Below are 14344 nucleotides of genomic sequence, written 5' to 3'. Positions count from 1 at the left end.
GGGCCGGGGGGCGAGGGGGTGGGGGCGGGGGGGGAGGGGCCCCCGGTAGTCCGGTGGTTCGGGGACGCCTACGCCGCCGGCGCTGCCGCCACTGCCCCCGTGCGGTAGATCGTGCCCGCGCACGCGTCGCTGATGGTGGCGTCGGCCGCCTTCGGCTCTCCGACGTCCGGGGTGTGGCTGAGGACGACGCTCGGCGGCGTCTTCGAGGGGGCCGGGTCCGGCGCCGGGGGCTTGTTGTCCACGGCCGCCGCGTTGCCGGTGGTCGAGGACGGGGTGGTCGCCGGGGTCGGGGTCACGCCCTCGGGCCGGGAGCAGCCGCTGGAGCCGCCGTCGGGGGCGGGGACCCACGCGAACTTGATCTCGTACGCCTGTCCCGGCTGGAGGATCACCTGGCTCGGCTCGGTGGCCGGGTCGGGCAGGCCGGGCGCCGCGTCGCCCGAGGTGTGGTCCACGACCGAGATGCGCGAGCTCTCGGCGCTGCCCTGGGTGTGGACGGAGACCACGCCGGGGCCGGCCACGGAGCAGACGGTGCGGGAGACGTTGACGACGCGGAAGGCGCCGTAGACCCGGCCGTTCTTGTCGGCGGTGCCGACCGTGCCGACGCCGTTGCCGAGTTGGTTGCGGTCGCAGGTGGGCGAGGACGCGGCCAGGGTCGGGGAGGCGTCCGTGGCCGAACCGCCCGCCGTGCCCACGCGGCCGCGGGAGGTGCTGTCCGGCCGGCTGCCTTCTTCCTTCTTCTCCCGCTCGTCCTTGCGGTCGTCGGCTCCGGTGGTGGTTTCCGCGCGGCCGTCGCCGGCGCCGTCGCCGGCCCGTCGGCCGTCGTCGGCGCCGTGGCTGCGCCGGTGGCTGCTGGCGGCGTTGGCCGCGTGGTCCTCGGCGGTGCCGCCGGTGGTGGCGACGTGGATGAGGGCGGGGAGCGCGGTGGCTCCGAGGATCACCGCGGCCGCGGCGCCGACCACGGCCTGGCGGCGGCGGGTGCGCCGGGCCGGCACGGCGCGCTGGAGCTGTTCCAGCGCGCTGGGGGACGGCTCGAGGTCGTCGACGGCGCCGTGCAGGAGGCGCCGCAGCGCCTGCTCGTCCAGGCCGTCGCCGTCGCCGTGGGGACCGAAACCGCCACCGCCGTGCGAGCCGTTGCCGTGTGCATCGCGGGCGTCATGTACATCGTGTGCGTCATGTGCGCGGGGCCGACGGCCGTCCGGGTCGAGATGGTTCATACCGGGGCCTCCATGGCGACACGCAGCGCCGCAATCCCCCGCGAACCGTATGCCTTGACCGAGCCGAGCGAGAGGCCCAGGGTCTCCGCGACCTGGGCCTCGGTCATGTCGGCGAAATAGCGCAGGACGAGAACCTCGCGCTGGCGGCGCTGCAGTCCACGCATGGCTTTGATCAATTGGTCGCGCTCCAGCTGTTCGTACGCCCCTTCCTCGGCGCTGGCCATGTCCGGCATCGGCTTGGACAGCAGCTTGAGCCCGAGGATGCGGCGGCGGAGCGCGGAGCGGGACAGGTTGACGACGGTCTGCCGCAGGTAGGCGAGGGTCTTTTCCGGGTCGCGGACGCGGCCGCGCGCGGAGTGCACTCGGATGAAGGCTTCCTGCACCACGTCCTCGCAGGAGGCGGTGTCGTCGAGGAGCAGGGCGGCGAGGCCCAGCAGCGACCGGTAGTGGGCGCGGTAGGTCTCGGTGAGGTGGTCGACTGTGGTGCCCGCTGCCATCGCCTCGTCAGCGTCCCCGCGCTGCGAAGGGACATGCGGGGCGGCCGACGGAGCAGCCTGGGCGGGAGTCTGGGACGGCGGCGGCATCTGCGCCGGGCGGGCGGCCGACCAAGGAGCGATCACCGGCATACCGCCCGATGCGCCGGAACGCTGGCGCACCGGGGCGCCGCTGCGCCTCGGTACGGTTGCGATGCTGATGACCTCTGCCACGCCTGTTGGACACGTTTCCCCCCGTCAGGGTTGTACGCGCTGGGCGCCGCGATCGACGAAGCGCCGGAACCGGACAACTGCGCACCGGACTCCCCCGCCGACGACGCACCGACACCGGCCCCGCAGGACGCACCAGCACCACGCACCCCACCGGCACCGCAGTCGGCCGACGCCTCGGCATCACAGGACGATGCGCCATATGCCCTCATGCGTACCAGCTCTTCCTCAATGCCCCGGTTTTGGCACCGCCGCGAGAGACGGCAACAAAGACGCTCCCCGGCCCGACTGCGGTTGCAGTTGGGCGGGGAGCGAATCGTCGAACAGATCGTCTGCCCAGTTCAAGAGGTCTGGACCATCGAGTTGATCACAGAACCTTCACACACCACCCAAGTATTACGGAGTGGTCATCTCTGCCGCCACGACTTCCGCGATCTGCGCCGCGTTCAGAGCGGCGCCCTTGCGCTGATTGTCGCCGCAGACGAAGAAGTCGAGCGCCTTGGGGTCGTCCAGCGACCGCCGCACGCGCCCCACCCATGCCGGGTCCGTGCCCACCGCATCCGCCGGCGTGGGGAACTCCCCCTGCTCCGGGCTGTCGCACAACACCACCCCCGGCGCATTGGCCAGGATCTCGTGCGCCCGCTCGACGGTCACCTCGTTCTCGAACCGCGCGTGCACGCTCAGCGAATGCGTCGTGATCACCGGTACGCGCACACACGTCGCGGTCACCGGCAGGTCCGGCAGCCCGAGGATCTTGCGGGACTCGTTGCGGACCTTGAGCTCCTCCGAGGACCAACCGCCCTCCTGCAACGACCCCACCCACGGCACCACGTTCAGCGCCACCGGAGCCGGGAACGGCCCCAGCGCGTCCCCCACCGCGCGCCGCACATCACCGGGCTGGGTCCCGGCCGTCGCGGCCCCCGGCCCCGTCACCGCCGCGAGCTGCGCCCGCAGCGTGTCGACGCCGTCCTTCCCCGCCCCGGACACCGCCTGGTACGAGGAGACGACCAGCTCGCTCAGCCCGAACTCGGCGTGCAGCGCGCCCACCGCCACGATCATCGACAGGGTGGTGCAGTTGGGGTTGGCGATGATCCCGCGCGGCCGCAGCCGCGCGGCGTGCGCATTCACCTCGGGCACCACGAGGGGCACGTCCGGATCCATCCGGAACGCACCGGAGTTGTCCACGACCACCGCGCCCTTGGCGGCGGCGATCGGCGCCCACTGCGCCGCAACCTCGTCGGGCACGTCGAACATGGCGACGGCGACGCCCTCGAAGGCCTCCTCGCTCAGCGCGACGACCTCGACCTCCTCGCCGCGCACGGTCAGCTTCCGCCCCACCGAGCGCGCGGACGCCACGAGGCGTATCTCGCCCCAGATGTCCGCCGCGCGCGACAGCAGCTCCAGCATCACCGCGCCGACCGCCCCGGTCGCCCCGACCACGGCCAGCGTCGGCTTGCCCGTACGATCCGCGGCCGTACGATCCGCGGCCGTACGACGCACGACATCGCCACCCGGCAGCCCCGGCGCACCCTCGCCGGGCGGCATGCCGAGGCCCTCCGGGTGGGTGGCCGTCATCGGCCGGTGCCTCCGTAGACCACGGCCTCGTCGCTCTCGCTGTCCAGGCCGAAGGCGGTGTGGACCGCCCGCACGGCCTCCTTCACGTCGTCCGCACGCGTGACGACCGAGATGCGGATCTCGGAGGTCGAGATCAGCTCGATGTTCACGCCCGCGTTCGACAGCGCCTCGAAGAACGTCGCCGTGACGCCCGGGTTCGTCTTCATGCCCGCGCCGACCAGCGAAATCTTGGCGATCTGGTCGTCGTAGCGCAGCGAGTCGAAGCCGACCTGCGCCTTCGTCTTCTCCAGCGCCTCGATCGCCTTGTGTCCCTCGGTCTTGGGGAGGGTGAAGGAGATGTCGGTCAGACCGGTGGACGCGGCCGAGACGTTCTGCACGACCATGTCGATGTTGATGTCGGCGTCCGCGATCGCCCGGAAGATCGTCGCAGCCTCGCCCGGCTTATCCGGCACCCCGACGACCGTGACCTTCGCCTCGGAGGTGTCGTGTGCGACACCCGAGATGATCGCCTGCTCCATCGGCTGGTCCCCTTGCGGTTCGTTGCTGACCCATGTGCCCTTGAGTCCGGAGAAGGACGAACGCACATGAATCGGGATGTTGTAACGGCGTGCGTACTCGACGCAGCGGTGCAGCAGCACCTTGGAACCGGAGCTCGCCAGCTCCAGCATGTCCTCGAACGAGATCCAGTCGATCTTGCGGGCCTTCTTCACGACCCGCGGGTCGGCGGTGAAGACACCGTCGACGTCCGTGTAGATCTCGCACACCTCGGCGTCCAGCGCGGCCGCCAGCGCGACGGCGGTGGTGTCGCTGCCGCCCCGGCCCAGCGTGGTGATGTCCTTCTTGTCCTGGGACACGCCCTGGAAGCCGGCGACGATCGCGATGTTGCCCGCGTCGACCGACTGCTGGATGCGGCCCGGCGTGACATCGATGATGCGCGCTTTGTTGTGGACCGAGTCGGTGATGACTCCGGCCTGGCTGCCGGTGAACGACTGTGCCTCGTGACCGAGGTTTTTGATCGCCATCGCCAGCAGAGCCATGGAGATCCGCTCTCCGGCGGTCAGCAGCATGTCGAACTCACGTCCGGCAGGGATCGGCGAAACCTGCGCGGCGAGATCGATCAACTCGTCCGTCGTGTCGCCCATCGCGGAAACCACGACGACCACCTGGTGGCCGTTCTTCTTGGCTTCCACGACTCGCTTGGCAACCCGCTTGATGCCTTCGGCATCGGCAACGGAGGAGCCTCCGTACTTCTGCACGACAAGGCCCACGTGCGCTCCTCGCAGCTATACGTATGCGTAATGCGGTCGGGACCGAGTCTAACGAGCGGCCGGAATCCCCTACGGTGGTCCCACATAGTGAGATTTTCGGCCGCAGGCCGTCAGTCCGCGAATTCCTTCAGCTCTTCGGTCTCCAGCACGACGCCGACAGGGTCGGGGATCTCGACCCTCGCCCCGAACGACCGCGTGACGATGTTGCAGTACTTGCCCCCCTCCGGTTCCGTGTGCACCGTGAGCTCACACCGATCGCGGTCGACGAGGAGATACACCGGGATGCCTACGGCCGCGTACCCATCACGCTTCTCCAAGCGGTCGCGGCGGTCGGTGTCGCGGTCGTACGAGGTGACCTCGACCGTCATCAATACACCCTCGGGGTCCGCCCACTCCCCTTGGCCTGTGAAGTGATTCCGAGGCGCGAGGGAACCGTCCGGGTGCGCCCGACCCTTGCGGTACGCCTCCACCTTCAACCCCCGCCCGGGGTAGAGCCGGAGATCCGGTCGCTGCTGCATGCATTGCTCCAGCAGCCACATGACGATCTCGTCGTGATTGCCGTCCGGCACCGACTTGACCTCGACCTTTCCGTTGATGAACTCAAGCCGGACGGTCTCCGGCGCTGTACGGGCAAGCTCCTCGAAGTCTTCGACGGGCATCTGGGGCCGGGCGGTCATCCTCGGGGTCATGGCGTCGCCTCCTCCCCTCCATGGTGCCCCTGCCAAGGTCGGCGGCGCGGTCATACACCGCCCCTACGGGCGATGCCGGCCGCGGCGCGCAGGACGTCCACGCGTCGTGTGATCTCCTCGGGCGGCAGGCCGTCCCACTCGTCCTTCTCCCCCGCAAAGCAGCTCTCGGACAGGAATGTGTCCGGGACCTCCGGGATACGCGCGCACTCCGCGCACAGGCCCTCGCCCATGACGGTTTCGAGATCCGCTTTGCCGCAGGCGACGCACGCCTCGATGCTCCGGGTTACGCGCTGTACGGGCCTCGGGGGCAGAGGAGGCATTTTGGTCTCCAGTCGTTTGCGTACGAAACCGGCCGGGCTGTGGATCTGCGGCGGCAGCCCGGCCGTCAGCGACGCCGCTATTTGCTCAGGGGTCGTGTGACGCGCCAGCCACTCCGCGGCAAGGGGTTCGAGAGCTGCGCAGTCGGCGGCCGAGAGCGTCAGCCGGGGGTCGGTACGCCCGAGGGCGGCGAGCGCGCGGTACGCGCGCGAAGCCCGCGGGGCGGCCTCCGGTTCGGGCTCCCCTACGGGCTCGGGGGCGCCGCCGCCCTCTGCGGGCAGCTCGTCCCGCTCGAACCGCTTCCACCACGCCTTGGGGCGAGCCGTCCGGGAGAAGAACGTCTGTGTCACCCAGCGCACGCCGCACTCTGTGACGGCAGCCACCGGGCGGTAAAACAGGTACCCGGCATCCCTCAGGCGCTGCAGCGCCGTCCGGCAGGCCTGTTGGCCGTAGTCCGGCAGCACCTTGGCGAGGGTCTTCACGTCCATCGCGGCCCCCTCGGGCAGCCGGTCGATAAACGCGGCGATCGACGCCTCGCGCTTGGGCAGTTGTGCGAAGTCGTGCGCGGTGCGCGGCGTCTGGTCGGGCGCATTGCGCTTCCCGAAGCCGGGCTTGGCCATGGGGTGTGCGGGGGCGGGCAGGACAGCATTAAGGTTGGCGTCAGCCACGGATCGACTCTCTTTCGATCATGCTGGTCAGACCCCGGCCTGGTGTTGCGAGCACCTGCCGGGGTCGTTTCTTGCTGCGCACGCTAGGGCGTACGTACGCCACGTCGCAACCCGGTCACGAAAAGTCACCACGCTTGTGGTAAAGGCGACTTGGGTGGGTGGGTGGGAGAAGTCCCCTCCGCCCGTTCCTTACAAAGAGAGCTCGGGCCTCGGAGCTCGGGTCGCACCCGCGAAACGCACGAACGTCGCCCAGGCGGCGGGAGTTACGTCGAGTCTCGGCCCTCGGAGCTCGAGCTTCGAGTCCCGGACGTGGACGGTGTGGGGGGTGGTGGCGACTTCGACGCACTCGCCACCCTCATCGCCGCTGTAACTGGACTTGCGCCAGGCGAAGGCGACTTCGACACAGTCGTCGCCGTCACCGCTGCTATAGCTGGACTTGAACCAGCTCAGCTCCTCGCAACTGGCTATCACGCGCTCGCCGTTCATAGTTCTCCTAGCGTCTTCTCAAGCAGTCTCGTGCTGTCCTCAGGCGTGAGAGCTTGTGATCGCAGGATGGCATAACGCATATTCAGGTCTGAGACCTCCTTGGGCCCAGAAAGGAGCACACTGCCCTTCTGCATCCCGGAGTAGACGAGCAGCTCGTGGTCCCGCGTCTCCAGGCACCGCATGGACCCAGCCAGCCCCGCGTGGGTCTCGCGCCGCGTCGGCATGATCTGCAGATCGATATTGCGCAGCTCAGCCAGCTTCAAGAGATGGCGCAGCTGGCCGAGCATCACCTCGCGACCACCGATCCACCTTTCCAGCGTCACTTGCTCGAGCACAAGGCTGATGACTGCGGCTGGAGTGCGGCACAGCAGCTGCTGTCGCTCCAAGCGAGCCTCTACACCCGCCTCGATCTCCTCGTCGTCGAGTGGCGGGCGATTACAGCGGAATACTGCGCGTGCGTACTCCTCCGTCTGGAACAAACCCGGGATGAGCTGGTTCTCATAGAGGCCCAGCGAAGCGCATTCCGCCTCGTACCGCGCGTACTCCTCGAACCAATCCGGGAACTTGCTCTGCACGATGTGCTCCGCCGCATCCCGCAGCAACCCCCCGGCCTTGCACAACAACTCTGCGGCATCGATGAGTTGCAGCGGCGGCTTGCGGCGCCCCTGCTTCACCGACTTCACCATGTCCACCGAGTACCCGGCTTCCTGGGCCAGTTGCTCGCGGCTCACGCCCGCTCGCCTGCGCCAGCCCATCAGCTGGCTGCCGAACATCCGCATCGTCGCCGACCTGGTCTGTGCTTGCTTGTCGCCCGACATGTCTTCTCCTCCGGCCTTCCCCGACAGCCGCGTCTCCACACGCTCAGAACGCTCAGGCTAGGCACGGCAAGGGATCGCATTGGCCGGAAAAGACGAAAATCCCCCCGTACGCGCTGTGGGGCGCGTACGAGGGGATGCCCGCGGCCTCGGTAAGGCCTACGCGCCTGCCTTGCGCAGGCCCAGCGGGCCGCCGATCTCGGCGGCCATGACCCGGCCGGCCTCCTCGGCGAGCTGCTCGTCGGCCACGGCGTCCGTGTCCAGGCCGCCGAGTTCGTCGAGCGGCTGGTCGAGCCGTACGTGCGCGACCAGCGACTGGAGGGCACGCAGACAGGCGGAGGCGGTCGGGCCCCAGTTGGAGAGGTAGGAGAACTGCCACCACCACAGGGCCTCGCTGACCCGGCCGTCGCGGTAGTGGGCCATGCCGTGCCGCAGGTCGGTGATGATGTCGGCGAGGTCGTCGGAGATCCGGCTGGCGACCGGAGCGCTCCGCGGCACGTAGGGGTCGAAGACCTCGGAGTAGACGTCGACGGGGTCGAGCATCTGCGCGAACCGCTCGCGCAGTTCGTCGACGTCCGGCTCGGGGCCGACGTCGGGCTCGTAGCGCTCGTCCGGGAGGAAGTCCTCGTGCGCGCCCAGACGGCCGCCGGTCAGCAGCAGCTGGGAGACCTCCAGGAGGAGGAAGGGGACGGCGCTGTCCGGCTCGTCACCGCGGGACACCTCGGCGACGGCCACGATGAAACTCTCGATCGAGTCCGCGACCGAGACGGCGAAGTCGCCCGGATCGCGCTTGGCGTCATGCAGCGTTGCGTCAGACATCGAGAAGTCTTCTCCCTTCGAAGGCACGCCCGAGCGTGACCTCGTCGGCGTATTCGAGATCCCCACCCACAGGAAGACCACTAGCCAGCCGAGTGACCTTCAACCCCATGGGCTTCACCATGCGCGCAAGGTACGTGGCCGTGGCCTCGCCCTCAAGGTTGGGGTCGGTGGCCAGGATCAGCTCGGTGACCGAACCGTCCGCGAGCCGTGCCAGCAGTTCGCGGATCCGCAGGTCGTCCGGGCCCACACCCTCGATGGGGCTGATCGCCCCGCCGAGCACGTGATAGCGGCCGCGGAACTCTCGCGTCCGCTCGATCGCGACGACGTCCTTGGACTCCTCCACGACGCAGATCACCGTCGGATCGCGGCGCGGGTCCTGGCAGACCCGGCACCGTTCCTCCTGCGCGACATTGCCGCAGACCGCGCAGAACCGGACCTTCGCCTTCACCTCGGTCAGCGCGTGCGCGAGCCGACGGACGTCGGCCGGCTCGGCCTGAAGGATGTGGAAGGCGATCCGCTGCGCGCTCTTGGGCCCGACGCCGGGCAGCCTGCCCAGCTCGTCGATGAGGTCCTGGACCACGCCTTCATACACGGATCGGTTTCTCCTTCTGTGCGCTTTTTTCTTCTATGTATCTACGGTCGTCCACTTACGCGCGCCCGTCTACGCCGGACTACGCAGCGGGATCGGACGACTACGTGCCGCCGACGGCCGGCTCGGCCCCGACGGGCAGCCGACGGGTCAGAAGGGGAGGCCGGGGATGCCGCCGCCCAGGCCCTGGGCGAGGGGGCCGAGCTTCTGCTGCTGGAGCTCCTGCGCAGTGGCGTTGGCGTCGCGCACGGCGGCGAGGACCAGGTCGGCGAGGGTCTCGGTGTCCTCGGGGTCGACGGCCTTGGGGTCGATGACCAGGGCCTGGAGCTCACCGGCGCCGCTGACCGTGGCCTTCACCAGGCCGCCGCCCGCCGAGCCCTCGACGGGCGTGCGCGCCAGCTCTTCCTGGGCCGCGGCGAGGTCCTGCTGCATCTTCTGGGCCTGCTGGAGCAGCTGCTGCATGTTGGGCTGGCCACCACCGGGAATCACGGTTTCGCTCCTGGCTGTCGACGACTGTTGCTTCTGATGCTTCGGTAGCCCGAGCCTACGTGTTCGCCGGGCGCCGCGCCCCATGCCGCAAAAAGAACATGCGGCGACGGGCGGACGGCGTGCGGCTACTCGTTGGCGATCTCTTCGACGACGGTCGCGCCGAGCTCGCGGACGATGAGGTCGTGGCCGGTCAGGGCGGTGTCGTCGAGATCCGGATCGTCCTCCTCCGGCACGTCGTCCTCGGGGGCGACCGGCGGGGGCTCGGGCTCCCGGTGCTGCTGCACGGGCGGCCCGGAGGGCGCGGCGGCCGGCGGGCGGTACGGCTCGGGGGCCGGAGCGGCGGCCTGCGGTACGGGCTGGGGGGCGGGGGCGGCCGCCTGGAACTGGGGCCGGGGCGCGGCGGGGGCACCGCCGCCGAAGCCGCCGACAGCACCGGCACCGGCGGGCGGGGTGGCGCCGCCGGAGGGGTCGACAAGCAGCTCGACCTTCCACTGCACGCCGAGGCGGTCGCTGATGGCCTGCCGGAGGACTTCCTCGCTGCCGCTGTTGGCGAAGCTGTCGCGGGCGCCGGAGGTGGCGAAGCCGACCTGGACGGTGGTGCCGTCGAACCCTACGACCTGGGCGTTCTGGCTGAGCAGGATCCAGGTGAAGCGGCGGCGGTTCTTGACCGCTTCGAGGATGTCGGGCCACATCTGCCGCACCTGGCCGGCGTCGCCGCCTCCGCCCTGGGCCGGCTGAGGCTGCGCCGGGGCGACCGGAGCAGGGGGCGCCGGGGATGCGGGGGCTGGTGCGGCCGGTGCGCCTGTTCCTGCCGTTGCTGCTGTGGGCCAGGCGCCGGCGGTGGGCGCGGCCGCGGGGGCTTGAGGCGTGGCGGCCTGGGGCGCGGCAGCGGTGGGCCAGGCGCCGGGCTGGGGACCGGAAGCGGGTGCGGCTGCGGGTGCGACAGCCTGGGGCGCGGTGGCGGCGGCGGGCCAGGCGCCGGGGCGGGAGCCTGCGTCCGCGGCGGCGGGAGCCGGGGCGGCCGGCGCGACCGGAGCGGGGGCCGCCTGGGGCGCGGGGGCCGCGGCGGGCGCCGGAGCGGGCACCTGACCGCCCTGCGGCTGACCCTGGGCCTGCCCGCCTCCGCCCGTGACGGCCGCGCGGGCCGCTGCGGCGCCGGACAGACCGTTCACCGGCGCATGGGCGTCGGGCCCCGGGACGTACCCCATGGCGGGCGCGGCGCCGGCGGCCGCGAGGGCACCGGCCCCGCGCTCCAGCCGGTCGAGCCGGGCCCGCACCGAACGCTCGTCGTCGAAGGCGGCGGGCAGCAGCACCCGGGCGCAGATCAGCTCCAGCTGGAGCCGCGGCGAGGTGGCGCCGCGCATCTCGGTGAGGCCTTCGTTGACGAGATCGGCGGCGCGGCTGAGCTCGCCGGCGCCGAAGACCGAGGCCTGGGCCTGCATCCGCTCGATGACATCCACGGGGGCGTCGATGAGGCCCTTCTCGGCGGCGTCGGGCACGGCGGCAAGGATCACGAGATCGCGCAGCCGCTCCAGCAGGTCGGCGACGAAGCGGCGGGGGTCGTTGCCGCCCTCGATGACGCGGTCGACGACCTCGAAGGCCGCCGCGCCGTCCCCGGCGGCGAAGGCATCGATCACGGAGTCGAGCAGCGAGCCCTCCGTGTAGCCGAGGAGGGAGGTCGCCATGGCATATGTCACACCGTCTTGGGCGGCACCGGCGAGTAGCTGGTCCATGACGGACATCGAGTCACGCACGGAGCCGGCGCCGGCGCGCACGACGAGCGGCAGCACGCCGTCCTCGACGGGGATGCCTTCCTGCCCACAGACCTCGCCCAGGTACTCGCGCAGCGTGCCGGGCGGGACGAGGCGGAAGGGGTAGTGGTGGGTCCGCGACCGGATCGTCCCGATGACCTTCTCGGGCTCGGTGGTGGCGAAGATGAACTTGAGGTGCTCCGGGGGCTCCTCGACCACCTTCAGCAGGGCGTTGAAGCCCGCCGAGGTGACCATGTGCGCCTCGTCGATGATGTAGATCTTGTAGCGGCTGGAGGCGGGCCCGAAGAACGCCTTTTCGCGCAGCTCACGGGCGTCGTCGACGCCACCGTGCGAGGCGGCGTCGATCTCGATGACGTCGATCGACCCGCGGCCGTTGCGCGCGAGGTCCTGGCAGGACTGGCACTCGCCGCAGGGGGTGGGCGTCGGCCCCTGCTCGCAGTTCAGGCAGCGGGCGAGGATGCGCGCGCTGGTCGTCTTGCCGCAGCCGCGCGGCCCGCTGAACAGGTACGCGTGATTGACCCGGTTGTTGCGCAGCGCCTGCTGCAACGGGGTGGTGACATGCTCTTGCCCGATGACCTCGGCGAAGGACTCGGGGCGGTAGCGGCGGTACAGCGCGAGGGACGACACACCTACGACGATATCGGGCCCGACTGACAAGTGGCCTAGGTCACAGATTCCCCGCCCGTTCCCCGCCCGCAAACGCAAGGGCCCCCCACGCACCCGCCAGAGCCCACTTACCCTTGCTGCCTTCCGGCCCTGGGGGAGTTCAGTGAGATAGCGCCACGTGAGGGGCTTACCCCCAGCCTAGCGGATCCCAGCCCATGCCCGTGCCCGCTCCCCCGCCCCGATCCCACCCCACGACCAGGCGTTCGCGAGCACCCCTCCGCGTCTTGTATTGTTTGCGGCGGAGGATTCGCCTAGAGGCCTAGGGCGCACGCTTGGAAAGCGTGTTGGGGGCAACCCCTCACGAGTTCGAATCTCGTATCCTCCGCCAGTGCCTCACCGGGCACTACCGAAGGCCCCGACCGGGAAACCGGCCGGGGCCTTCGGCGTTCTCCGGTTCCCGCGGGCCGAACCGATTTCCGGTCCGGCCCCCACTGCACGCACCTTCCGTTCAGCCGGCCACCGTGAACTCTTCGGTTCCCACCACCTCGAGAAGGCCGAGGCGGCTTGCCGTGTCGGTGCCCGGAGGCGGGGTGAACAGGACCAGACGTTGGTCTCCCTCGGGCGCGAGCAGGACCTGGCAGTCGAGGTCGACCGGGCCGATCACGTCGTGGAGCACGCGCATGCGGGTGCGGCGGCGGACGGCGACCTCGTGCAGCTGCCACAGGGCGCTGAACTCGTCGCTGGCTTCGCTCAGCCGCTCCACCAGGCGAGCCGCGGCGAGGTCGCCCGCACGGCGGCCTGTGGCGGCCCGCAGGTCGGCCACGTGCAGGCGGCTGTAGTGGTCGTGTTCCTCCGCGGGGTACGCGCCGCGGACCGCGGGATCGGTGAACCAGCGCCACACCACGTTGCGACCGTGTTCGGACACCGTGCACACCCCGCCGAGCAGAGCGCGGGCAATGGGGTTCTGCGCGAGGACGTCGCCGAGGTCGCTGAGCACCTGGGCCGGGGTGGCGGAGAGCTGGTCGAGCAGATGCAGCAGCCCGGGGCTGACGTGATCGCCGGTGGCGTGCCCGGCAGGTGGCCGGTGACCGGCGAGCAAGTAGAGGTGGTCGCGTTCGTCCGCGCTCAGACGGAGCGCACGGGCCAGGGCGGAGAGCATCTGTGGTGAGGGCTGCGGGCCACGGGCCTGCTCCAGCCGGATGTAGTAGTCGGCCGACATCCCGGCGAGCTGGGCGACCTCCTCGCGCCGCAACCCCGGGGTGCGGCGCCGGGGACCGAGGGGCAGACCCACGTCCTGCGGGCGGACTCGGTCCCGCGAGCAGCGCAGGAAATCGGCCAGCTCACGGCGGTTGATCGTCATGCCGGTCATCATGCACGCCGCGGTCGTGGCCGAACCAGGGACTGCCGGTCCCAGGGTCGGCAGGGCTCTCCCGCCCCTGACCGGGCGGCGGCAGTGTTCTCGGTGCCGGAGCGATGCCCGGCAGGCACCCAGCCCGCCCAGGGCGAGTCGAAGGAGTTTCACCATGGCCACCGTTTCCGTTGCCGGCGCCCAGGTCCACTACGAGCGTCACGGCTCCGGCCCGGGTCTCGTCCTCGTCCACGGCACCGGCTCGGCCGGCGCCGCACTGACCTGGGGGCAGATCTCCCCGCGCTTCGCGGAGAACCGCACCGTCATCACCCCAGACCTGTCCGGTACCGACCGCACCACCGATGACGGCACTCCGCTGACCGTCGAAGGCCTGGCGGCCCAGGTGATCGCCGTCATCGAGGATGCCGGCACCGGCGCCGTGGACCTGCTGGGCTTCTCCATGGGCTCCCCGGTCGTCGCGGCGGTGGCCGCGCTCCGACCCGACCTCGTACGGCGGTTGATCCTGGTGGCCGGTTGGGCCCACACGGACGGCGACGAGTACATGCGCAACCTGTTCACGCTGTGGCAGCGCCTGGGCCAGGTCGACGCAGAGGCCTTCGGGCGGAGTGTGACCATGACCGGCTTCAGCCGCGGCTTCCTCAACTCCATCGGCCACGAGCAGGTCGAGCAGCTGATCCCCAACATGCCGCCCACGCCGGGCACCCTGCGCCACGTCGACCTCGACACTCGCGTGGACATCCGTGGCCTGCTGCCGCGCATCCAGGCGAAGACCCTGGTCATCGGCTGCGCCCAGGACGCCACCGTCCCCGTCGAGAACAGCAGGACGCTGCACGCGGCGATCGCGGACAGCTCCTACGCCGAGATCGACGCCGGGCATGTGGCGTTCTTCGAAAAGCCGGAGGAGTTCATCAAGCTGGTGAGCGACTTCGCCCCCACGTCCTGACCCCCTCGGCTCCACCGCAG

14 protein-coding genes, 1 tRNA gene and 1 other RNA gene are annotated in these 14344 nt (G+C 70.6%); 2 read left to right on the top strand and 14 right to left on the bottom strand.

Annotated elements, in window-relative coordinates:
• Positions 1–68: 68 nt before the first annotated feature.
• The 13 genes from FHS39_RS16365 to ffs all read right to left on the bottom strand — a co-directional run bounded on the left by FHS39_RS16365 (position 69) and on the right by ffs (position 12202).
• Positions 69–1214: a hypothetical protein gene (locus FHS39_RS16365; RefSeq protein ID WP_184350066.1), complete on the bottom strand. Its 1146-nt coding sequence runs from the start codon at positions 1212–1214 to the stop codon at positions 69–71.
• Positions 1211–1840 (bottom strand): SigE family RNA polymerase sigma factor, encoded by a 630-nt coding sequence (locus FHS39_RS16360; protein ID WP_221462876.1) that lies wholly within the window; start codon positions 1838–1840, stop codon positions 1211–1213. Before FHS39_RS16360 ends, FHS39_RS16365 begins: the two co-directional genes overlap by 4 nt.
• Before the next feature lie 474 nt (positions 1841–2314).
• Positions 2315–3493 carry an aspartate-semialdehyde dehydrogenase gene (locus FHS39_RS16355; protein WP_246470274.1) on the bottom strand — a complete coding sequence of 393 codons (1179 nt, stop codon included), beginning with the start codon at positions 3491–3493 and terminating at the stop codon, positions 2315–2317.
• Positions 3490–4761 carry an aspartate kinase gene (locus FHS39_RS16350; protein WP_184350064.1) on the bottom strand — a complete coding sequence of 424 codons (1272 nt, stop codon included), beginning with the start codon at positions 4759–4761 and terminating at the stop codon, positions 3490–3492. Before FHS39_RS16350 ends, FHS39_RS16355 begins: the two co-directional genes overlap by 4 nt.
• Positions 4762–4871: 110 nt before the next feature.
• The gene (locus FHS39_RS16345) at positions 4872–5450 is read right to left on the bottom strand and encodes a Uma2 family endonuclease (RefSeq protein ID WP_184350063.1); all 579 of its coding nucleotides are present in this window, start codon (positions 5448–5450) and stop codon (positions 4872–4874) included.
• A 50-nt stretch (positions 5451–5500) separates the two neighbouring features.
• The gene (locus FHS39_RS16340) at positions 5501–6436 is read right to left on the bottom strand and encodes a hypothetical protein (RefSeq protein WP_343069606.1); all 936 of its coding nucleotides are present in this window, start codon (positions 6434–6436) and stop codon (positions 5501–5503) included.
• Between the two features lie 189 nt (positions 6437–6625).
• The gene (locus tag FHS39_RS16335) at positions 6626–6922 is read right to left on the bottom strand and encodes a DUF397 domain-containing protein (protein WP_184350062.1); all 297 of its coding nucleotides are present in this window, start codon (positions 6920–6922) and stop codon (positions 6626–6628) included.
• The gene (locus tag FHS39_RS16330; protein WP_184350061.1) at positions 6919–7740 is read right to left on the bottom strand and encodes a helix-turn-helix domain-containing protein; all 822 of its coding nucleotides are present in this window, start codon (positions 7738–7740) and stop codon (positions 6919–6921) included. The genes FHS39_RS16335 and FHS39_RS16330 overlap by 4 nt, the downstream gene beginning before the upstream one ends.
• Positions 7741–7896: 156 nt before the next feature.
• Complete coding sequence (locus FHS39_RS16325) at positions 7897–8556, bottom strand: DUF5063 domain-containing protein (protein ID WP_184350060.1); 660 nt, start codon at positions 8554–8556, stop codon at positions 7897–7899.
• Positions 8549–9148: a recombination mediator RecR gene (gene recR / locus FHS39_RS16320; protein ID WP_184350059.1), complete on the bottom strand. Its 600-nt coding sequence runs from the start codon at positions 9146–9148 to the stop codon at positions 8549–8551. The genes FHS39_RS16325 and recR overlap by 8 nt, the downstream gene beginning before the upstream one ends.
• A 147-nt stretch (positions 9149–9295) precedes the next feature.
• On the bottom strand, positions 9296–9634 hold the full coding sequence (locus FHS39_RS16315) for a YbaB/EbfC family nucleoid-associated protein (RefSeq protein ID WP_184350058.1): 339 nt from the start codon (positions 9632–9634) through the stop codon (positions 9296–9298).
• A 125-nt stretch (positions 9635–9759) separates the two neighbouring features.
• Entirely contained in the window at positions 9760–12033 is a 2274-nt protein-coding gene (locus FHS39_RS16310; protein WP_184350057.1) for a DNA polymerase III subunit gamma and tau, read from the bottom strand.
• A gap of 74 nt (positions 12034–12107) precedes the next feature.
• Positions 12108–12202: signal recognition particle sRNA small type (gene ffs, locus FHS39_RS16305), an RNA gene on the bottom strand.
• Positions 12203–12312: 110 nt separating this feature from the next.
• On the opposite strand from ffs, the gene FHS39_RS16300 reads away from it, so the two are divergent.
• Positions 12313–12400, top strand: a tRNA-Ser gene (locus FHS39_RS16300).
• A gap of 120 nt (positions 12401–12520) precedes the next feature.
• Here FHS39_RS16300 and FHS39_RS16295 read toward each other — a convergent pair.
• Positions 12521–13372: a helix-turn-helix transcriptional regulator gene (locus FHS39_RS16295; protein WP_484600447.1), complete on the bottom strand. Its 852-nt coding sequence runs from the start codon at positions 13370–13372 to the stop codon at positions 12521–12523.
• Between the two features lie 163 nt (positions 13373–13535).
• Here FHS39_RS16295 and FHS39_RS16290 point away from each other — a divergent pair, with 163 nt between their 5' ends.
• Positions 13536–14324, top strand: a complete 789-nt coding sequence (locus FHS39_RS16290) for an alpha/beta fold hydrolase (RefSeq protein ID WP_184350056.1) — start codon at positions 13536–13538, stop codon at positions 14322–14324.
• Positions 14325–14344: the final 20 nt, after the last annotated feature.

Origin of the sequence: Streptomyces olivoverticillatus (assembly GCF_014203555.1) — a bacterium.
In the GTDB taxonomy this organism is placed as follows: domain Bacteria; phylum Actinomycetota; class Actinomycetes; order Streptomycetales; family Streptomycetaceae; genus Streptomyces; species Streptomyces olivoverticillatus.
This window is presented reverse-complemented; position numbering and strand designations above follow the sequence as displayed.

Bases quoted from the DNA above. Each gene is read 5' to 3' on its own strand.
- FHS39_RS16365 (WP_184350066.1), bottom strand. From the start codon at position 1,214: ATGAACCATCTCGACCCGGACGGCCGTCGGCCCCGCGCACATGACGCA.
- FHS39_RS16360 (WP_221462876.1), bottom strand. From the start codon at position 1,840: ATGCCGGTGATCGCTCCTTGGTCGGCCGCCCGCCCGGCGCAGATGCCG.
- FHS39_RS16355 (WP_246470274.1), bottom strand. From the start codon at position 3,493: ATGACGGCCACCCACCCGGAGGGCCTCGGCATGCCGCCCGGCGAGGGT.
- FHS39_RS16345 (WP_184350063.1), bottom strand. From the start codon at position 5,450: ATGACCCCGAGGATGACCGCCCGGCCCCAGATGCCCGTCGAAGACTTC.
- FHS39_RS16335 (WP_184350062.1), bottom strand. From the start codon at position 6,922: ATGAACGGCGAGCGCGTGATAGCCAGTTGCGAGGAGCTGAGCTGGTTC.
- FHS39_RS16330 (WP_184350061.1), bottom strand. From the start codon at position 7,740: ATGTCGGGCGACAAGCAAGCACAGACCAGGTCGGCGACGATGCGGATG.
- FHS39_RS16325 (WP_184350060.1), bottom strand. From the start codon at position 8,556: ATGTCTGACGCAACGCTGCATGACGCCAAGCGCGATCCGGGCGACTTC.
- FHS39_RS16295 (WP_484600447.1), bottom strand. From the start codon at position 13,372: ATGACGATCAACCGCCGTGAGCTGGCCGATTTCCTGCGCTGCTCGCGG.
- FHS39_RS16290 (WP_184350056.1), top strand. From the start codon at position 13,536: ATGGCCACCGTTTCCGTTGCCGGCGCCCAGGTCCACTACGAGCGTCAC.